General features: G+C 42.3%; 20 protein-coding genes and 1 pseudogene. All 21 read right to left on the bottom strand.

The window, feature by feature from the left end; all coding sequences use genetic code 11:
* Positions 1 to 27: 27 nt before the first annotated feature.
* On the bottom strand, positions 28 to 1242 hold the full coding sequence (gene dapG, locus ACSLGF_RS01080; protein ID WP_456001576.1) for an aspartate kinase: 1215 nt from the start codon (positions 1240 to 1242) through the stop codon (positions 28 to 30).
* A 92-nt stretch (positions 1243 to 1334) separates the two neighbouring features.
* Positions 1335 to 2354 carry an aspartate-semialdehyde dehydrogenase gene (gene asd / locus ACSLGF_RS01075; RefSeq protein ID WP_256499580.1) on the bottom strand — a complete coding sequence of 340 codons (1020 nt, stop codon included), beginning with the start codon at positions 2352 to 2354 and terminating at the stop codon, positions 1335 to 1337.
* A 139-nt stretch (positions 2355 to 2493) separates the two neighbouring features.
* A complete protein-coding gene (gene dpaB / locus ACSLGF_RS01070) occupies positions 2494 to 3087 on the bottom strand; it encodes a dipicolinate synthase subunit B (RefSeq protein WP_456001574.1) in 594 nt (197 codons plus the stop codon).
* On the bottom strand, positions 3084 to 3986 hold the full coding sequence (gene dpaA, locus ACSLGF_RS01065; protein WP_456001572.1) for a dipicolinic acid synthetase subunit A: 903 nt from the start codon (positions 3984 to 3986) through the stop codon (positions 3084 to 3086). The genes dpaB and dpaA overlap by 4 nt, the downstream gene beginning before the upstream one ends.
* Before the next feature lie 327 nt (positions 3987 to 4313).
* Complete coding sequence (locus tag ACSLGF_RS01060; RefSeq protein ID WP_456001570.1) at positions 4314 to 4586, bottom strand: YlmC/YmxH family sporulation protein; 273 nt, start codon at positions 4584 to 4586, stop codon at positions 4314 to 4316.
* A 71-nt stretch (positions 4587 to 4657) separates the two neighbouring features.
* Positions 4658 to 5584, bottom strand: a complete 927-nt coding sequence (locus tag ACSLGF_RS01055) for an aminoglycoside phosphotransferase family protein (RefSeq protein ID WP_456001568.1) — start codon at positions 5582 to 5584, stop codon at positions 4658 to 4660.
* A gap of 73 nt (positions 5585 to 5657) precedes the next feature.
* Positions 5658 to 6887 (bottom strand): M16 family metallopeptidase, encoded by a 1230-nt coding sequence (locus ACSLGF_RS01050; RefSeq protein ID WP_456001566.1) that lies wholly within the window; start codon positions 6885 to 6887, stop codon positions 5658 to 5660.
* Positions 6888 to 6920: 33 nt separating this feature from the next.
* On the bottom strand, positions 6921 to 7829 hold the full coding sequence (locus ACSLGF_RS01045; protein WP_456001788.1) for a polysaccharide deacetylase family protein: 909 nt from the start codon (positions 7827 to 7829) through the stop codon (positions 6921 to 6923).
* A gap of 171 nt (positions 7830 to 8000) precedes the next feature.
* Entirely contained in the window at positions 8001 to 10118 is a 2118-nt protein-coding gene (gene pnp / locus ACSLGF_RS01040; RefSeq protein WP_456001564.1) for a polyribonucleotide nucleotidyltransferase, read from the bottom strand.
* Between the two features lie 181 nt (positions 10119 to 10299).
* Complete coding sequence (gene rpsO, locus ACSLGF_RS01035; RefSeq protein ID WP_008354438.1) at positions 10300 to 10569, bottom strand: 30S ribosomal protein S15; 270 nt, start codon at positions 10567 to 10569, stop codon at positions 10300 to 10302.
* A 140-nt stretch (positions 10570 to 10709) separates the two neighbouring features.
* Positions 10710 to 11675, bottom strand: coding sequence for a bifunctional riboflavin kinase/FAD synthetase (ribF, locus tag ACSLGF_RS01030; RefSeq protein ID WP_456001562.1), 966 nt, complete (start codon positions 11673 to 11675; stop codon positions 10710 to 10712).
* Between the two features lie 18 nt (positions 11676 to 11693).
* Positions 11694 to 12623: a tRNA pseudouridine(55) synthase TruB gene (truB, locus tag ACSLGF_RS01025; RefSeq protein ID WP_456001560.1), complete on the bottom strand. Its 930-nt coding sequence runs from the start codon at positions 12621 to 12623 to the stop codon at positions 11694 to 11696.
* Between the two features lie 70 nt (positions 12624 to 12693).
* Positions 12694 to 13044 (bottom strand): 30S ribosome-binding factor RbfA, encoded by a 351-nt coding sequence (gene rbfA / locus ACSLGF_RS01020; RefSeq protein ID WP_007499525.1) that lies wholly within the window; start codon positions 13042 to 13044, stop codon positions 12694 to 12696.
* 17 nt (positions 13045 to 13061) lie between these two features.
* Positions 13062 to 13340 carry a DUF503 domain-containing protein gene (locus ACSLGF_RS01015; protein WP_058013967.1) on the bottom strand — a complete coding sequence of 93 codons (279 nt, stop codon included), beginning with the start codon at positions 13338 to 13340 and terminating at the stop codon, positions 13062 to 13064.
* Positions 13337 to 15454 (bottom strand): translation initiation factor IF-2, encoded by a 2118-nt coding sequence (gene infB / locus ACSLGF_RS01010; protein WP_456001558.1) that lies wholly within the window; start codon positions 15452 to 15454, stop codon positions 13337 to 13339. Before infB ends, ACSLGF_RS01015 begins: the two co-directional genes overlap by 4 nt.
* A 19-nt stretch (positions 15455 to 15473) precedes the next feature.
* Entirely contained in the window at positions 15474 to 15776 is a 303-nt protein-coding gene (locus ACSLGF_RS01005) for a YlxQ family RNA-binding protein (RefSeq protein WP_456001556.1), read from the bottom strand.
* Entirely contained in the window at positions 15769 to 16053 is a 285-nt protein-coding gene (rnpM, locus tag ACSLGF_RS01000) for an RNase P modulator RnpM (protein WP_008344742.1), read from the bottom strand. The genes ACSLGF_RS01005 and rnpM overlap by 8 nt, the downstream gene beginning before the upstream one ends.
* A 15-nt stretch (positions 16054 to 16068) precedes the next feature.
* The gene (gene nusA / locus ACSLGF_RS00995; RefSeq protein ID WP_456001554.1) at positions 16069 to 17184 is read right to left on the bottom strand and encodes a transcription termination factor NusA; all 1116 of its coding nucleotides are present in this window, start codon (positions 17182 to 17184) and stop codon (positions 16069 to 16071) included.
* Positions 17185 to 17216: 32 nt separating this feature from the next.
* Positions 17217 to 17690: a ribosome maturation factor RimP gene (gene rimP, locus ACSLGF_RS00990; RefSeq protein WP_003211398.1), complete on the bottom strand. Its 474-nt coding sequence runs from the start codon at positions 17688 to 17690 to the stop codon at positions 17217 to 17219.
* Positions 17691 to 17930: 240 nt separating this feature from the next.
* Positions 17931 to 19061, bottom strand: a pseudogene (locus ACSLGF_RS00985) (glycoside hydrolase 5 family protein).
* Positions 19062 to 19081: 20 nt separating this feature from the next.
* Positions 19082 to 20308 (bottom strand): endo-1,4-beta-xylanase, encoded by a 1227-nt coding sequence (locus tag ACSLGF_RS00980; RefSeq protein WP_456001552.1) that lies wholly within the window; start codon positions 20306 to 20308, stop codon positions 19082 to 19084.
* Positions 20309 to 20375 lie beyond the last annotated feature (67 nt).

The following is a 20375-nucleotide window of genomic DNA, read 5'->3' as shown; positions in this document are numbered from 1 at the left end:
TTTCACCTCATCATGATTCAATCACATTTATCTTGAAAGTTCAAACACTTCATGCAGAGCATTGACAGCCGCTCTCATGTTTTCTTCGTGCACTAACACCCAAATGGTCGTATGACTGTCAGCTGATTGTAAAATCGGAATATTTTGCTCAGATAATGCCGATACAATTTTAGATGTGACACCTGGTACACCCATGATGCCTGCTCCAACAGCTGATACCTTCGCGCAATTTGTTGTCACAATCGGTGTATAGCCGAGGTCTTTTAGGATCGACGTTGCCTTTTCAGTCATTCCACCTGTCACTGTATACACAATTTCACTCGGTGTAATGTTGAAGAAATCGACACTGATTTGTGCGTTTGCCATTGCTTTGAAGACCTCTGTTTGTACGCTGTACTGCCCTTCTTTCGCCGGGACTTTGATTTGCGTCACATCATTGACATGTGCAATACCCGTAATGAGGCGGTCATACACATCATGACTCATTTTATCTGAGTAGTGTGACGTCACAAGTGTGCCCTCATCATCAGAGTATGTTGAGCGGACCCTCATTGGTACTTTTGCTTGCATGGCAATTTCAACAGCCCTCGGGTGAATAACTTTCGCCCCTTGATATGCGAGGTTGCAAATTTCAGTATATGTCACGACTCTCAGTGGTTTTGCATTTTTTACGATGCGGGGATCTGCTGTCATAACCCCTTCTACATCTGTAAAGATATCGATAAAGTCTGCCTGCAGTGCAGCGCCTAAAGCAGCTGCTGACGTATCACTGCCGCCTCGTCCAATCGTTGTCACGTCTCCATTTTTCGCAGCTCCCTGGAACCCAGCGACAACGACAACATCATGCTCAGAAAGTGCCGCTTCAAGACGTTCACACTTCATGTCAATAATTTTCGCATTCGTATGCTCTTGATCTGTCACAAAGCCTGCCTGTGCACCTGTCATCGCTACAGCCTTTAGCCCGTTTTCATTCAGCATACTTGAAAACACAACAGCTGAAATATTTTCTCCGCAAGAAACGAGCAGGTCTTTTTCTCTGTTTGTCATGTGCTGCACGCTGCCATAAAGCAATCCAAGCAGCGTATCTGTCGCATAAGGATCGCCTTTTCGTCCCATTGCAGAAACGACTACAACCGATTTATAGCCTTTCTCTTTCGCAGATAAGATATGTGCAAGTGCCCTTTTTCTACCTTGATCATCTTTGACAGATGTACCGCCAAATTTTTGGACAATTATTTTCACTGTTTTCACTCCAAGTTCATTCTGACGTAACAGAAGAGAGCAGGCGAAAGATGCCTAACTCTCTTCTGTTCGTCCTCATCATCCATTGAATGTTAAACTAATTTTAATGCTTTTAAGCTTTCTGCAATTTGAACTGAGTTCCATGCAGCGCCTTTCAGCAGGTTATCAGATACAATCCACAAATGGAACCCGTTTGGACGGTCCAAATCTTTCCGAATGCGGCCGACAAATACGTCATTTTTTCCAACAGCATCTGCAGGCATTGGATAAATTTGCTGAGATGGATCATCCTGCAATGTAATACCTGGTGCATCTTTTAGAATTGACTTGATGTCATCCACCGTTGCGTCATTTGATTCTAGTTCAACGTAAACAGATTCTGAATGACCCGTTTCAATTGGAAGTCTCACACATGTTGCCGCTACTTCTAGCTCTGGCATATGCATAATTTTTTTCGTTTCGTTGATCATTTTCATTTCTTCAAATGTATAGCCATTGTCTTGGAATTTATCAATTTGCGGAATCGCATTAAATGCAATTTGATAAGGCATGACTTCTGGTGTTACATCTTCTTTATTTAAAATGGCTTGCGTCTGGCTGTATAGTTCGTCAATTGCTTCATGTCCTGCACCTGATACTGCCTGGTATGTGGACACAATGACTTTTTTCATTCCATACGCCTGACGAAGCGGTTCTAATGCCGCCACCATTTGAATAGTTGAACAGTTAGGGTTTGCAATGATCCCTTGATGGTCATGCAAATCTTTTTCGTTTACCTCTGGTACGACAAGAGGGATATTTTCGTCCATACGAAAAGCACTTGTGTTGTCTACAACAATCGCACCTCGTTTGACTGCTTCAGGAGCTAGCGCCTTGGAAACATTTCCTCCAGCACTGAATAGTGCAATGTTGACCCCTTCAAAGCTTTCAGGTGTTGCTTCTTGAACGGTATACTCTTGACCTCTGAATGTCACTTTTGTTCCAGCAGAACGTTTTGAGGATAGTAGAGTAAGTGTATCCATTTCAAAATCTCTGTCAGCTAGTGTTTTTAACATTTGTTGACCGACAGCTCCAGTCGCTCCAACTACAGCTACATGCAATCCTCTTCCCATCAGTAAAACTCCTTCCGACCCATCCATGATTCTTTTCTTTCGGATGGCCATCCTATGACTTTTTACATTTTATTTTACCATAGAAAAGCAAGGCTTGAAGCATCTTTTTTGAATCTTTCATGATTTTCTAGTGAATCTATTAATCGTTTGGTCCAATTAAAATCGGCTGAATTTGTCTATGCTGAAGCGCCTCTTCTACTGTTTGAGAAAGAAGGTCCATATTCGCTACCATAGATGTCGGTTTTTTGAATGGATCATCTTGGCCAAATGGAATAAAGAAAATGTTCTTTGTCGACATCAGCCTCATGAGATTTGTACCATTTAAGCCTAATGCATCGTTTGTCGAGATGCCTAGAACGACGGGACGATGATTTCGAATGGTTGCTTTTGCAGCCATTAAAACAGGACTGTCTGTCATGGCATTTGCGAATTTCGCCATGGAGTTTCCTGTTAAAGGCGCAATGACCATACAATCGAGTGGAAGCTTAGGTCCGAGCGGCTCTGCTTTTACGATAGAGTCAATCGCTTGAAATCCCGTCAGTTTCTCAATCCGCTCAATCCAGTCGGCTCCTTCTCCAAATCTTGTATTCGTGCTTTGCACCGTATACGACACCACAGGACGCACCTCTGCCCCTTCTTTCACAAGTGCTTCAATTTGCGGAAAAACGGCTTCATACGTACAGTGGGAACCTGTTAAACCAAAGCCGATTCTTTTCCCTTTTAATGTTGTCATGATTCCATCCCCCTTTTTTCCTCCGCAAGTTCACATAAGAGCCCGGAAAGCACTTTTGCAATGATTTGCCCTGCGGTCTTTGGTGCTACAATCCCTGGAAGACCTGGTGCAAGAAGCGCCTTCACTCCGTGCTTTTGCGCAAAGTCAAAATCTGTTCCGCCTGGGCGGGAGGCGATATCCAAAATAAGTGTCTTCGGTGTCATACTGACGATAACAGATGAATCTAATACTAAGCTCGGAATCGTATTGATGATGATATCAACATCTGTTACTTCTTCTTTTAAACGATCCATTGAAAACGGATCAAGTCCCATTTCAAAGGCTCGAGCTAAATGGGCTGTATCTGCAGCACCTACTTTCACATCCGCACCTAGTGCCCGAAATGTGCGGGCAATTGTGAGCCCTGTTCTCCCAAGCCCGAGGACAGCGACATGTGATCCATGAATCGTATAGTCCGTTTGCTGAATGGCCATCATGATAATCCCTTCAACTGTTGGAATAGAGTTATATATGGCAATATCATTGCGCTCAAACAGCTTCACAAGCTTCCGGTTCACCTGCTTTGCCAGATTGTCTAAGTACGTATTAGAAATACCTGAGTACAAGGTACAATGTGCTGGAGTTCTTTCTAAATATTCTGCTTCCAGCACGACCTGCTCATTTGAGAAAACTGTGGCAACGACGCCTTCATCTGTTGCACCTGATACCGGCAGAATCATACTGTCTACCTGTTCAAATGGAAGTTCTGACATTTTAAGCTTTTCAGCACCGATAAACCCATGATCCAGCTGGTCAAATCCGACCAAAAACACTTTGGCATGCTGCTGTGACAGCTTGCGAATGATTTCAAGCTGCCTTGCATCTCCCCCGATCACCGCAACCGTTAAACCGCTCAACATACTGACCGTTCACCTTCTTTATTTAAAAAAGTCTGTAACATTTTCTGAATCTCCCTTTCAGCATATGAGGAGAGGATTCAGCCTGTGAACAAATCGGGAAGAGAAAAGAAAAAGAGCACCCTTTTATGATGGGTGCTCTTTCAAATTGTTGACAAAGGGCTAAAATGATCTTAATTTTAGCCCTTTGTCTTCTTTTCAGCGTGATAGAAAACCTTTGAAGTCTAGGAAGGACGAGTACTGGAGCGGAGCGAATTTGAGATTCGTGAGCACCGGCACGCAGGACTGACAAAGAATGCGAGGGTTTGTCTACACGCTGAGAGCACCCTTTTATGATGGGTGCTCTTTTTCCCCGTGCGGCTTAAGTTCTTCAGGCACATCGAGAATGATCATATCTGATCCTATTTTTTGAATGTGATTCCACGGAACGCGGATGTCATTTCCTTGTTTTCGAAAGCCAAACCACTTGACGGAAGGTATGATGAGTGCTGTAATCTGACCGTCCTGTTCATTTATTTCAAGGTCGGTTTGTCCCAGCACGCCAAGCCGCTCCGCTCTTTTGATATCGACGATCTCTTTTCCTGACAGCTCACTTAGCCTCAAAACCGCATCACTTCCCTTCCATATTATATATGCAGGAGGAAGGTGAAATAGACCGTCCCGCTCTTTACATGTCATGACTGATGCCAATTGGTATACCAAGTCGGCTTAAGTTGATTAAAACGCTCATGGTCTGTCAGCATTCTATCCACTCGGTCAACCATGTCTTTTACATGTGCCGGGTCAAAGGTCAGCGTCCAAACAATAGAAGAAAAGAAACTCATTGCTGTGTAGATGGAAAAAAGAAGCCAGAAATCGTCGTTTGTGGCCTGCGTACTCAAATAGTGATCCAATTGTCCAACCGAAAATGGAATGCTGTTCTCTCGACTAAATAAGGACAATTTATAAAAGTCATGAATGGGGTCTCCCCAGTCGGAATGATCAAAATCAATTACGCCGGCATATTGATTGCCTTCTATGATGATATTCCCTAAATGAAAATCATCATGCTGGAACCGGTTAGGTCTCCCTTTGACCACATCAGCATGCGACTTGATAAAATCCAATACGAACTGAGCATGGTTAAAGGTCACTCCACTTGATCGATAGGCATGTACATACCGTTCATGTTTAGCCATCACTCGCTCTTCCCATGGCACTTCAAACGAAGGCGCAGGATATGTATGCATGAGACTCAGCTCTCTGCCTGCCCGTCTACCGATTTCATACTGCTCTTTGTTTGTGAGCAGATGGATGGATGCTCTGGCATTTTCTCCTTCGATAAAAGGGAGGATACGATAGGAACAGCTCTGTTCAGCACTCATTCCGATCTCAATGACTTCAGAACAGAGAATTCCTCGTTCTTTCAACTTACGCAGAACTGACGTTTTTTCTCTTAAGCGGGGATAATTTTGGATGTCTGATAGCTTGAGCACCAGCTTTTCGCTAGATGACGTTGTGACCAAAAATATGCGGTCTCCCGAAAATCCAGATGTCATCGGCTGGAAAGAGATAGCTTGTTTAAGAAGCGGGGAGAGCTGTTTCAGTTGTTCATTTTTCATCAAAGCAGGACCCCTTTTTTCTTCATATACAATAAACGGCAGACCTCATGAGAAGCCTGCCGTGTTGTTTACATTATGATGGCTGATCACCTGTCGGACTAATAAGCGAGAGCGCATAATCTTCTGTAAAGATTCGTTTAGATAGGTTATTCACGCCTTCTAATGTGACGTGATTGATTTCATCAATAATTTCATCGAGCGTACGATGTTTGCCAAGGAGCAATTCATTTTTACCATTTCGGCTCATCTTGCTGTTTGTGCTTTCAAGACTGAGCATGAGGTTGCCTTTCATTTGTTCCTTAGAATTTTCAAGTTCTTTCTGCGTGATTCCCTCACGTTTTAAGACGTCTAATGTTTGTAAAATGGTTTCAGAGAGCAGGTTTAATTGCTTCGCTCCAGTCCCGCCATAGATCGTCAGCATGCCGTTATCTGCAAATGAACTGTGATAGCTGAATACGGAATAAGCAAGTCCTTTGTCTTCTCTTACATCTTGGAACAAACGGCTGCTCATGCTTCCGCCAAGAACATTATTTAAGACGATTAAGTCATAGATGCCTTTATCTCCAGCAGGAAGACCATTAAAGCCCATGCATAGATGTGCCTGTTCAGTTTCCTTTTTGCGAGTGAGCTTATCATAATGAAATTGCGGAGCTTCTACAGGCTGCTTTTTCCCTTTCCCTTCATAAGAGCCGAACAATTTTTCAACCTCGCGAATGAAGGTGTCATCTACATTCCCTGCAACTGAGATAACGACGCGATCCGGCGTGTAGAATTCATCCATATATGCTCTAAGGGAATCACCATTAAAGGTAGAGAGTGTTTCCTCTGTTCCTAAAATCGGGTACCCTAATGAATGCTCACCGTAAATGGCTTTGCTTAACAAGTCATGAACGATGTCATCAGGTGTATCCTCATACATTTTAATTTCTTCATAAACAACATTTTTTTCTTTTTTCAGCTCATCTTCATCAAAAGCGGAGTGAAAGAACATGTCACTTAATACATCGAGAGCGTAACTAGCATGTGAATCAAGCACCTTTGCATAATAGCAAGTATATTCTTTTGACGTAAAGGCATTCACTTGACCACCAATGCGGTCAAAAGATTCTGCGATATCACGTGCAGATCTCGTCTTTGTTCCTTTAAAGAACATATGCTCTAAAAAGTGTGAGATCCCGTTAATTTCTGGTGTCTCATGTCTAGAACCTGTTCCAATCCAGACGCCAATTGCGACAGATCTCACAGTGGGATTGTTTTCAAGTACAATTCTTACTCCGTTTTGGCATGTATACGTTTTGACCAAGTTTTGCTCCTCCTATTCAACAAACAGATCGCATCACGGATGTCTTTTTTCACTTAGGAGGTCAGAAACCGTTCCTAATTCATATCCTCTTTCCTTGATTTGAGTGATAAGTGCGTCAAGACTTTTCGCCGTTGCATCTGTTGGATGCATTAATATCATCGCCCCATTGTGAATTTTCCCAAGCACCCGTTTTTGTAAAATGTCTGGTGACGGTTTTTGCCAGTCAATGGTGTCTACCGTCCACATGATGGTTTCCATTCCTTCTTCTGCGGCAAGCTTCACTGTTTCTTCTTTAAAGCTTCCGCTTGGAGGGGCAAACCACTTCGGTTTTTTCCCAAGGGATTCTTCAATTTGACGATTTGTTTTGGTAATCTGCTCTAATGCTCGTTCTCTTGTCAGTGTGCGCATATCCGGGTGATTGTATGAATGATTTCCAATTTCATGACCATCTGCCACAATTTTTTTGGCAAGGTTTGTGCTCTTTTTCACCCATTTGCCTTCTAAGAAAAAGGTCGCCTTCACCTGATGCTTTTCTAGCGTATTCAACATCTTTGTTAAATGCTCGTCACCCCAAGCCACATTGATGAGGAATGCATTCATTTTTTTATCTGGATGCCCCTTATAAATAGGCTCAGCACCAAGTTCATGTAAATGAATAGATGGTTTTGTTTCATTGAAAACAAGCAGTTTTTCATCGAATGTCCCAAGTTTCTTCATTTTTTCAAAAGAAGCATCGATATCAACAGTCTGTCCATTTAAACCAGGCATCTTTTTCCACACTTTATCAATCTTAGCATTTTGCGCCTTTACTTCATAGTCAGAAGACTTCGATTCAATCTCTTGATACAAAATATCTTTCGAAACAGATGCAACCTCAGCATGCTCTTTCATTGATTCAATATATGTGACAGCAGCCGGCTGCTTCATCGTTTGATATGACATGAGCAGTAAAAATACAAACACAATGATTGGTACCGTTTTTTTCAATGGTTGTCCCTCCCCTTTACCACAAATTATGATGGGGAGAAACAAGCTAGAACTATTGTTACCTGCAAGAAAAGAAAGAAGCCTGGCACGAATACCTGGCTTCTAACACATTTTATTTGTTCTCACTTAAGACTGCTCTTCTTCTTTTTCCTTTTCTTCACGTAAAACAGCTTTGCGAGAAAGGTTCACTCGGCCTTGTTTATCGATTTCAGTGACTTTGACGAGTAATTCGTCGCCAATCTTCACGACATCTTCTACTTTGCCAACACGCTCAAGCGCAAGCTCAGAAATATGAACAAGTCCATCTTTTCCGCTGAAGATTTCAAGGAAAGCACCGAATTTTTCAATGCGTTTTACTTTACCTAAGTAAAGTTGCCCCACTTCAACTTCTCTGACAAGATCTTCAATGATTTTCTTCGCTTTTTGGTTCATGTCTTCTTCTGTAGAAGAGATAAAGATTGTACCGTCTTGTTCGATATCGATTTTCACACCGGTATCTTCAATGATTTTATTGATTTGTTTACCGCTTGGTCCAATGACATCGCGAATTTTATCAGGATTGATCGTCATCGTTAGGATTTTTGGTGCATAACGTGACAATTCTTCTCTAGAAGCTGGAATCGTTGATAGCATGCTATCTAAAATTTCCATTCTTCCTTTTTTCGCTTGTTGAAGAGCTTCTTCTAGGATGTCCTTTGATAGACCATCGATTTTAATGTCCATTTGAAGCGCTGTTACACCTTTTGATGTACCTGCTACTTTAAAGTCCATATCTCCAAGTGCATCTTCCATTCCTTGAATGTCTGTCAGCACTGTGTAGTAATCACCAGATTTAACAAGTCCCATGGCAATCCCAGCAACTGGGGCTTTAATTGGAACACCTGCATCCATCATAGCAAGTGTGCTTGCGCAAATACTTGCTTGTGATGTAGATCCGTTTGATTCTAATACCTCTGAAACGAGGCGAACCGTATAAGGGAAATCTTTTTCGGATGGGATCACTGGTTCTAATGCACGTTCACCTAGCGCACCATGTCCGATCTCACGGCGACCTGGGCCACGCATTGGGCCAGTCTCACCAACACTGAATTGCGGGAAGTTGTAATGGTGCATGAAGCGTTTAGATTCTTCAACACCTAGACCATCAAGGATCTGTACATCGCCAAGTGCACCTAATGTACAAATGCTGAGCGCCTGTGTTTGCCCTCTCGTAAATAATCCTGAACCGTGCGTTCTTGGCAGAAGTCCTACTTCTGAAGCAAGTGGTCGGATTTGATCTACACCGCGTCCATCTGGACGTACTTTCTCTTCAGTGATCAGGCGGCGAACTTCGTTTTTGACAAGCTTATTTAGTACATCCTTCGCTTGTTTGATCGTCGCTTCGTCACGCTCTTCTTCTTCAAATTTCTCAACCACAGCTTTTTTCAAAGCACTGATCGCATCTTCACGAGCATGCTTCTCATGTACTTGAATCGCTTTCAGCAGATCAGCTTCAGCAAGTTCTTTTACTTCGTCTGCTAACGTTTGATCCACTTCATATAAAGGAATATCGATTTTTTCTTTACCGACTGCCTTGACAATTTCTTCTTGGAATTCGATTAAGCGCTTGATCTCTTGATGACCGTACATAATGGCTTCAAGCATCGTTTCTTCTGGCACTTCATCTGCACCAGCCTCTACCATGTTGATCGCATCTTTTGTTCCAGCCACAACAAGGTTGATGTCGCTTTGTTCAAGCTGATCAACATTTGGGTTGATGATCAGTTTTCCATCAACTCGTCCTACTGTAACGCCAGCGATTGGTCCTTCAAATGGAATGTCAGACACACATAATGCTAAAGATGAGCCAAACATTGCAGCCATTTCAGATGAACAATTTTGATCCACACTCATGACAATACTAATGACCTGTACTTCGTTTCTAAATCCATCTGCAAATAGTGGACGAATTGGTCTGTCAATTAAGCGGCTCGCAAGGATTGCCTTTTCACTTGGGCGTCCTTCTCTTTTAATGAAGCCACCAGGAATTTTACCTACTGCATATAATCTTTCTTCGTAGTTCACAGTGAGCGGGAAAAAATCAAGTGGTTTAGGTTCTTTAGAAGCGGTGGCTGAGCTAAGCACAGCCGTATCCCCGTAGCGTACGAGGACCGCCCCGTTTGCTTGCTTTGCAAGCTGGCCAGTTTCAACTGTCAGTTGACGTCCAGCCCAGTCTATGGTGAAGACATGTTTCTCTTGTCCCATTCTGAGATAAACTCCTCTCTTGTCGTAAAGTTTTAGGTTATTTCTTATTATGAACAAAATGATTTTCACATATCAATGTGAAAGCTGTATGTAGAAGGGTTTTGCCATTCTTTCAACATTTTAACCATAAAATATTAGTGATTATACGATAAAAAAGCGGGAATCCTCCCGCTTTTTACGATTATCGACGTAAGCCTAGTTTGTTAATTAACTCACGGTAACGAGTTACGTCTTTATTACGTAGATACGTAAGAAGATTACGACGTCTACCGACCATTTTCAAAAGACCGCGACGTGAGTGGTGATCTTTCTTATGAGTACGTAAATGCTCGTTCAAGTTGTTAATTGATTCTGTTAGGACAGCGATCTGAACTTCTGGAGATCCAGTATCAGATTCGTGTGTTTTGAACTCATTAATTAATTGAGTTTTACGCTCTTGAGTAATAGCCATCCTGTTTCACCTCCAAATCATGTTAGCCCCATCTACCTCGCAACCGTCGGTGAAGTCGGCCTGCCAAGTAAGTGGTTTTAAAGCTACAGGAATTATCATACTAAAAATATGCTGAATTTGCAAATGGTAGGGCCGTTTTTCTATGATTTTTTTGTTTGGTTGAGCTGATCTTGAAAAAACTGAATCGCTTCTTCTTTATCCAGACTAATTTGAGCCGTTAATTCCTGGATTCCGTTAAATTTTTGTTCACTGCGGATACGCTTGTACCATTGTAATTTAATCGGCTCACCATAAATTTCTTCGTTAAAATCAAAGAGATTCACTTCAATGGCAGGCTGATCGGGACGCTTTTCATAGAATGTTGGTTTGTAGCCAACGTTACAAACGCCGTCATACACTTTGCCTTTCACTTCTGCTCTCACTGCATATACGCCGGTTGGCGGAATAATGTATTCAGCAGATAAACCGACATTGGCTGTTGGAAAGCCGATCGTTCGTCCGCGTTTGTCTCCATGGATGACAATGCCGCGCAGCTGATAAGGTTTTCCTAAAAGCTCACTCACATACTCAACGTCCCCATTTTTTAATGCGGAGCGGATGAGGGTAGAGCTGACTTTCCGGTCTTGATTGGACAACTTAGGCACGATGGTTGCCGATATACGCCCTTTCCCGTATTCATCGAACGTTTCCATTGTGCCTGCACCAAACCGGCCAAACGTAAAATCAAAACCAGCTACTGCGTGCTTCACATTCAGTTCGTCCAAATATTGATCTACAAACTCCTGAGGGGACAGCGCTGCAAAGCTTTCGCTGAATTGCACAATGTATAAATAGTCAGCGCCTAGCTTTTCAATGAAATCAATTTTATCCTCAAGCGGAGTAATTAAATCTTTTGGTTCACGTGCTTTTTGCAGAACATGTGATGGATGCGGATGAAAGGTCATGACAGCTAACGCCAATCCTTCTTTTTCCGCAATGCTTTTCGCTGCGTCAATCACCTTCTGATGTCCGAGGTGAACACCGTCAAAATACCCTAAAGCCATCACAGACGGGGCTTGATCCTTTTGATTCAATGTATGTGGGTGTGAAATATGTATAGTCTTCACGAGATGGTCACCTTTTCTTTAAGATTGCTTGTCCTGAGATAAGATCTTCGCCGGCTTCATCAGGTTCTGTTTGGTCGGATGCTTCATATAAATCGCCATACAATGACCTGAAGGAGCAAAAACAGCGACACGATCCTCCTCTGCAAAATGAGCGAATTCATCAGGCATTGGCAGGACTGCACCGTTTTCCACTTTACTTGCTAATGTATCATTTATCTCCCATTTCGGCAAATGATTGAGCGCGCGCTCGATCGGCACAAGGTGCTCACCTATCGTTCCTTCCTCACTCATATCACGAAGCTCATCAAGGGTGATACATTCATCTAGTGTAAAGTCGCCTGACCCAGTGCGAATGAGGTGTGACATATGAGCCGGAAACCCTAGTTTTTTTCCGATATCAACCGCTAAGGTTCTGACATACGTACCTTTTGAGCACAGAACAGTGAATCTGAATGACACGTTTCCATCTTCAAATGTGACAGGTGTAGTCCGCTCGATGCGGTGGATGGTAATTTCACGGCTTGGCCGCTCGATTTCAATTCCTTCTCTCGCATATTCATAGAGCTTTTTCCCGCCAATTTTCACAGCAGAAAACATTGGAGGAACTTGTTCAATGGTTCCTTCAAACTGTTTCAGCGCAGCATCAATTTCTTCTTCTGCAATCGGCTTTTGCACCTTTTTTTCTTCAACCACTTCACCTGTTTGGTCTTCTGTCGTCGTAGAAAAGCCAATCGTGATTTCTGCATCATACGTTTTCGATTTATCTGTTAGGTACTCAACGATTTTCGTCGCTCTTCCAATACAAATGGGCAGAACACCTGATACTTCTGGGTCGAGTGTTCCTGTATGTCCGACTTTTTTTGTGTGCAATATCTTTCTCACTTTGAACACACAGTCGTGAGAGGTCATTCCTCTTTCTTTATGTAATAAAAGAACACCATTTATCATCTGCGCGTTCTCTCCTTTCATAAACGATGAAAAAGGACAGACGATCATCGCCTATCCTTATTTCAACATCTTATTCGTGATCTTTTGTGTTTAGTTCAGCAATCAGGCTTTCAATTCGGTTACCGTAATCAACGGATTCATCAAATTCAAAGTGTAGTTCTGGCGTTTTGCGAAGTCTAATTCGATTGCCAATTTCAGAGCGGATATACCCTTTCGCCTTTGCTAGGCCTTTTAAGGTTTCCTCTCTTTTTTTCTCGTCTCCAAGAACAGAAATGTAGACTTTGGCAATTTGTAAATCACCGGATACTTCGACATCGGTTACAGTCAAAAAGCCGATTCTTGGATCTTTCAGCTTTCTGCCAAGGATATCGCCCAATTCTTTTTTCATTTGCTCACCCACACGGGTTGCTCTCATACTCATGATCTTATCACCTCTAATTAAAACCACTCAGTTTTCGTGATCGTCCGTTCAATTTCAGGAAAAGAATCAATAAAGCTTAATACTCGCTGAAGTTCCTTTTCCACTTGAACCCGAGATGAGGAAATCACGGCGATTCCAATTGATGTACGCTGCCATGTATCCTGATAATCCATTTCAGCAATGGTCACATTGAATTTATGGCGCGTTCTTGTCAATATACGCTGAAGAACCGCACGTTTTTCCTTCAGTGAGGATGCATCATAAATGATGCACTCACATTCGGTATAACCGATCATTTTCTTTCGATTTCTTGCATAACGAATGATTCCAGAACATCACCTTCACGGATATCATTGTATTTCTTAATGGTAATACCACATTCATAGCCTTGTGAAACTTCTTTCACGTCATCTTTGAATCGTTTTAATACGTCGACTTCGCCTTCAAAAATAACGACGCCATCACGGATTAATCGGATACCACTATCTCTTGTAATCGTTCCTTCAGTGACATAGCCGCCAGCAATTGTACCGATTTTAGATACTTTGAACGTTTGACGAACTTCAACTTGACCAATGACTTTTTCTTCATATTCAGGGTCAAGCATTCCTTTCATCGCAGCTTCAATTTCATCGATGACTTTATAGATAATGCGGTGCAAGCGGATATCTACGTTTTCTGTTTCAGCTGTGCTCTTCGCATTTCCATCAGGACGTACGTTAAATCCGATCACGATCGCATTAGAAGCACTTGCTAAAATGATATCAGATTCTGTAATCGCTCCAACACCCGTATGGATGATTTTCACTTTTACGCCTTCTACTTCAATTTTTTGAAGAGCTGCCGTCAGTGCTTCAGCAGAACCTTGTACGTCTGCTTTCACGATCAGGTTGATATCTTTCACTTCGCCTTGTTTGATTTGCTCAAACAGGTCATCTAGAGATAATTTTGCTTTGTCTGAACGCTGTTCATCAAGCTGTTTTGAAGCACGCGCCTCACCCACTTGACGAGCTGTTTTTTCGTCTTTGAATACGAGGAACTGATCGCCCGCATTTGGTACATCATTTAAACCAGTGATTTCAACAGGTGTAGATGGTCCTGCTGTTTTCACGCGGCGTCCGATGTCATTGACCATTGCACGTACACGGCCAAATGTATTTCCAACAACGATTGGGTCACCTACTTGAAGTGTACCAGTTTGAACTAGAAGGGTTGCAACAGACCCTCTTCCTTTATCAAGCTCAGCCTCAATGACAGTTCCTTTAGCCGCACGATGTGGGTTGGCTTTCAGTTCTCCTACTTCGCTGACAAGAAGGATCATTTCGATTAATTCATCGATGCCTTCACCTGTTTTCGCAGATAGAGGAACGAAAATCGTTTCGCCGCCCCAAGCTTCTGGTACAAGACCATGTTCAGTTAATTCTTGCATCACACGGTCAGGGTTAGCTGTTGGTTTGTCAATTTTATTGACAGCGACAATGATTGGCACCTCTGCCGCTTTCGCATGGTTAATGGCTTCAATTGTTTGCGGCATCACGCCATCATCTGCTGCAACGACTAGGATTGTTGTATCAGTTACCTCGGCACCACGTGCACGCATCGTTGTGAATGCTGCGTGTCCAGGTGTATCAAGGAACGTGATTTTCTTGCCGTTTTCTTCAATTTGGTATGCACCGATATGCTGCGTGATTCCACCAGCTTCGCCTTCAACGACTTTCGTTTTACGAATACTGTCAAGAAGGGTTGTTTTCCCGTGGTCAACGTGTCCCATGATCGTCACAACTGGAGGGCGTACTTGCATATCTTCTTCTTTATCTTCAACTTCATACTTTTCAAGTTCAGTTTCTTCTAAAATGATGACTTCCTCTACTGGAACACCATATTCAGAAGCGATTAATTCAACTGTATCTTTATCAAGCTCTTGGTTAATGGTTGCCATCACACCAAGCATCATGAGCTTTTTGATGATTTCAGCTGATTCTTTTCCAAGCTCTTCGGCAAGCTGGCCAACTGTCATTGAATTTGTAAATTCAATTTTTTCAGGAAGCTCTTTTTTAGGCTTCACAGGTCTAGCTTGCTGATGCTGTGACTTGTTGCCACCGCGTTTGTTTTTGTTTTTGTTTTGGTTGTTGTTTTTTTTGTTTTTATTAAATTGATTATTCTGCACGTCATTCTTCTTTCTATCATTGATTTTGTTAGATGATTGTTTTTTTTGTTCTGCGGGTTTCTCGTTAGCTGTCTCTTTTGCTTTGGCTTTTTTATATATAGCGTCTAGCTTTTTCACAGTGTCGTCTTCAAGCGTCGCCATGTGGTTGTTCACTTCCACGTTCATATCCTTAAGCGCTGCTATAATATCTTTACTTGAAACATCTATGGCTTTTGCATATTCATATACTCTCACTTTAGCCATTCGTTCACCCCCAAATAAATTAATCGAGCAAGCTTATGAGCTTCTTAGCGAAGCCTTGGTCAGTGACAGCGACAACTACGCGAGCTTCTTTCCCAATAGAACGTCCGAGAACGGAACGGTCTTCAATTTTTCTAACCGGAACATTATAAAATTTGCATTTGTCAGATACCTTTTTCTCTGTGTTCGGTGAGGCATCTGCTGCAAGAAGAACCAGCTTAGCACGCGCATGTCTAATTTCTTTGATCACCAGATCTTCTCCTGACACGACTTTACGAGCTCGATTTGCTAGACCAAGCAAAGGATACCACTTAGATTCAGTCATTTGGTTTTTTCACCTTTTCAGCTAGTTCTAGTAATTCTTCAAATATGTGTTCGTCAATCTGTGTCTGAAATTGCTGCTGTAAACTGCGTTTGTTCTTTGCCGCAAGAATGGTTTCTTTATCGAGAGAAAGGTAAGCTCCGCGCCCGTTCATTTTTCCGGTTGCGTCAACAGACACTTCACCTTCTTTAGAACGAACCACACGGATTAGCTCTTTCTTTGGTTTCATTTCTCCCGTCACGACGCATTTTCTAAGCGGGATTTTCTTTCGGCTTTTCACCTTTTATATCACCTCTTATTCGTCAGATTCCTCAGCTACTGGTTCAGCCTCTAAGAAAAGAGATTCAGAGTCTTCAGTTCTTGGGAAAATACCGAGTTCCCTTGCATCTGTTTCGCTTTTAATGTCAATTTTCCAGCTAGTCAGCTTCGCTGCAAGGCGCGCATTTTGACCTCTTTTACCAATGGCTAATGACAGCTGATAATCAGGGACAATCACTGTTGTCGCCTTATCTTCTTCATTAACAATGACATCAAGCACTTTTGATGGGCTCAACGCATTGGCAACAAATTCAACCGGATCATTAGACCAATGGACAATGTCAATTTTTTCGCCTTTTAGCTCGTTGACAATTGCTTGTACACGCTGACCTTTTGGCCCAACACAAGAACCAACTGGATCAACATCAGGGTCATCTGTACGAACAGATATTTTAGAACGGTCCCCAGCTTCTCTAGCAACCGATTTAAGCTCTACAGTACCATCATAAATTTCTGGGACTTCAATTTCAAATAAACGCTTTAAAAGACCTGGATGTGTTCTAGAGACATAAATTTGTGGTCCTTTTGTTGTTTTTTCTACCTTTGTAATGAACACTTTAATGCGGTCATGTGGTTTGTATTCCTCATTTGGCATTTGTTCGTTGACCGGAAGAAGGGCTTCGATTTTGCCAAGTGACACGTAAATGAATTTACTGTCAATCCGCTGAACGATTCCCGTCATAATGTCTTCCTCGCGATCGATGAACTCAGTGTAGATCACACCTCGCTCTGCTTCTCTCACTCGCTGCGTTACAACTTGTTTCGCTGTCTGAGCTGCAATGCGTCCGAAATCTTTTGGAGTGACTTCAATCTCAACCACGTCACCTACCACGTAATTCGGGTTGATGCTGACTGCATCACCTACAGAGATTTCAAGGCGAGAATCATACACTTCATCTACAACATCTTTTCTTGCAAATACGCGAATTGTTCCCGTTTCGCGGTTTAAATCAACACGAACATTTTGCGCTTGATTAAAATTACGCTTATATGCAGAAATGAGTGCAGCTTCTATCGCTTCAATAATAATTTCTTTACTAATACCCTTCTCTTTCTCAAGAACAGTCAGGGCATCTAACAACTCACTACTCATTTTTATGGTTCCCCCTTATATCAATGGAAAGGTTAATTGAACGAAACTGCTAATCTTGCGTTCGCTATTTTTTCATATGGGATATTGATCTCTTTCTTTCTTGTCTTGATCTTCACTGTCACTGTTGCAATCTCACCATCAAAGCTTGTAAGCTCACCTTCAAACGCTTTTTCACCATCAATTGGTTCATATGTTTTCATGAAAACATTTTTTCCAAGTGCTTTTTCAAAATCAGCTTTTTTCTTTAATGGGCGCTCCGCTCCAGGAGAGGACACTTCAAGAAAGTAGTTTTGGCTAATCGGATCTGCCTCATCAAGCTTTTCGCTCAAGGCTTCGCTCACTTTGGCACACTCTTCGATATCGACGCCTTTATCAGAGTCAATAAACACGCGAAGGAACCAGTTTTGACCCTCTTTGACAAATTCAACATCAACGAGTTCAAGCTGTAAGCCATCTAAAATTGGCTGCACCATTTCGCTTACGACATCCACTACTTTTTTGCTCATTCTCTTCCTCCTTGTGCTTTCGATAAACGCTCTTATCAATCATTCTGCATAAAAACCCTGCTTTATGTGAGCAGGGGGAGCAGAAAACGGATGAATAATGTCGAGACAAAAATTGCCTGTTCAATACAAAAGAGCGGGTTTCCCCACTCTTGTCTCGGTAATCGTTAGCATTTCCATAAAAACTATACCATATCCAATTTTTTTATGCAAATGAAGTTCCTTATAAACGGGCATTCGTCATCAGTTCTTTTCATTCATTCTTTTTGCATGTTCACTGATGAGTGATGCTTCCCTGCTCTCCTTTATGATTCGGAAACCGTCATAATCAGGATAGAGCGAATCATCGTCTTGAGTGCTTGTTAAAATCCAAAATTGACTACCAGCCCCTCCGAGCCGCTCAATCGCTAACAGCCAGCTTCAGTAGACCTCTGGGCGCGCCGATTGATTTTGATAGCCAAACTCTTCTAACACGACAGGTTTTCCTATCGCCTCCCCGCGGGTGATATGGTCTTCAATCCATTTCACTCCCCAAGCGGCTGACTTGTTCCAGTGATCTGGGTATAGATGATAGGTTCCATAATCGATATTGGGCAGAGCGGTCAAACGGTCCCAATCCACGCCTTCTCCGCCCCCGTACAGCCAATCGTCATGACCAGTTATGCGAAAGAACCCTTCGTCTCCTACTGCGACAAGATGATGCCGGTCCATCGATTTGATCCATGTACTCATTTCATTTGCCCAGTTTACTAGTATATTACCTGTAGGATCGGACTGCACACGCGGCTCATTGGCAAGCTCCCATGTCATAATAACAGGATCGTCTTTATATTGAACACCTGTATACGTATTGGTTCTCTCTAATACATAGCGCACATAATTTTTGTAAGCATTTTTGATATGAGAATCAGTATAAAAGGCATCGTGTGAGCCTGCCTGAAACCACTTAACGTATTGATTCATTCCGCCAAAATCATCCCAATTGTTGACTAGTGGGATGACTAGCTTTATGCCTTCTTGCCCTGCTTTATGAATCGCATAATCTAATTTTCGAAAACCCGATTCTTCATAAACCCCTGGACTAGATTGCAAAACTGAGTTCTCTTGAGGAGCTCCATCGTGAAATCCCCAAATACGAATGACCTTTAGATTCATTGCTTTCATATCGTCAAAAACAGCATCTACCATCTTTTTTGATTTGTAATGAAAATAATAGTTGTTTGTGCCAGCAAAGTAAAATGGTTGATTGTTCAACAAAAATTGTGTACCAGACGTTTGCACAAAAGAAGCGGCCTTTACGGTAAGAGAGAACCAACCTGCCCATACAGCTATCACGAATATGAAACAAGGCACCATTTGAGCCCATTTTTTCATTCAAATTCTCCTCACAATTATCATTCTGCAGGAACGATGAAATCTAGTTGAAGCGGTGTTTGTTCATTTGAATCAAGTTCAATCGTCTGCTGCTTTAACATCTTACTTTTTTGGCCAATTCGAACCTCATATGTTCCGTGAAACGCTGGACATGTCACTTTCCCGCTAGCATCTGTTTTTTCAACTCTTTGTGTCGTCCACTCCTTTAGAAGCTTTTCATAACGTTTTCCTGCTTCATTTAAAGACCAATCATAATTAACGATGGCTGCGTGCTCACCTCGCCAGTGGGCACCTGCCCAAAATCCCCACATCAGCACACCTTTTACCGCCGGATGACTGAAAGCAACGCGATATAAAGCCTCTAAGTTATCCGCTCTTCTATTAGGATCTGGGTGAACAGAGTCGTACTCTGTGACCCAAATGGGGAGACCAAGCTCAGCTAGTACATCGAGTCTTTCTTTTACAATGACTGGATCCACCCGATCTTCAAAGTGTCCTTGCACACCAATTGCCTCAACTGGCGCCCCTAACTGACGAAGTTCATTGATATGCGCTTTATAAGCATGATGCTCGCCATATGAGATCACATTATAATCATTCACAAACAGCAGCGCTTGAGGGTCAATTTTTTTCGTTTCTTCATACATCCACTTCCAAATATTTTTCCCAAAGCGGTCTTTAAAAAATGAACCATGCATCATTTCATTGTTTACATCCCAATGACGGAATCTTCCCTTAAAATGATTGCCCGCATGCTCAAGCCGCCTTTTCATGGCATCATACACCTCATGATTCGGCAGTGACCTCAGCCAGCTTGGATTCGCATCCTCTACTTCCCAAAACAAAGCATGCCCTCTCACTGGAAGTTGATGTCTATCTGCAAAGTTCAGCATTGCATCTGCTTTTTCGTAGGTGATTTTCCCTCTTTCTGGCTCATTCGCATACCACTTTGCCTCATTTTCAAAAACAGCCCAATTAAAATGCTTCACGAAAAAATCAGCATATTGTTGATTAAATAGCACTTGGTCATTCATTGCTGAACCAAATGCGAATTCATGCCTAATTTGTTTCACTTCAACCTCTATACCTGCTACTGGCTTTTTTTCACCATTTGTGACGTTTATAACAAGCTCTCTTTGTCTATGCTCTGAGATTCGATCATTCGCCTCTTTTTTCCATATTTGATTTTTTTGCCCATTTTCACCCCTGTTTAATGAATGATGAATAAAGCTTCTTTCTTTGACCATGTTGTAATCACCCTTACTTTCACTGGATTTATTATTTCCTATTCAGACTGCCGGCCAATAGAAGCCG

Source organism: Bacillus sp. A015, assembly GCF_053851875.1.
This window is presented reverse-complemented; position numbering and strand designations above follow the sequence as displayed.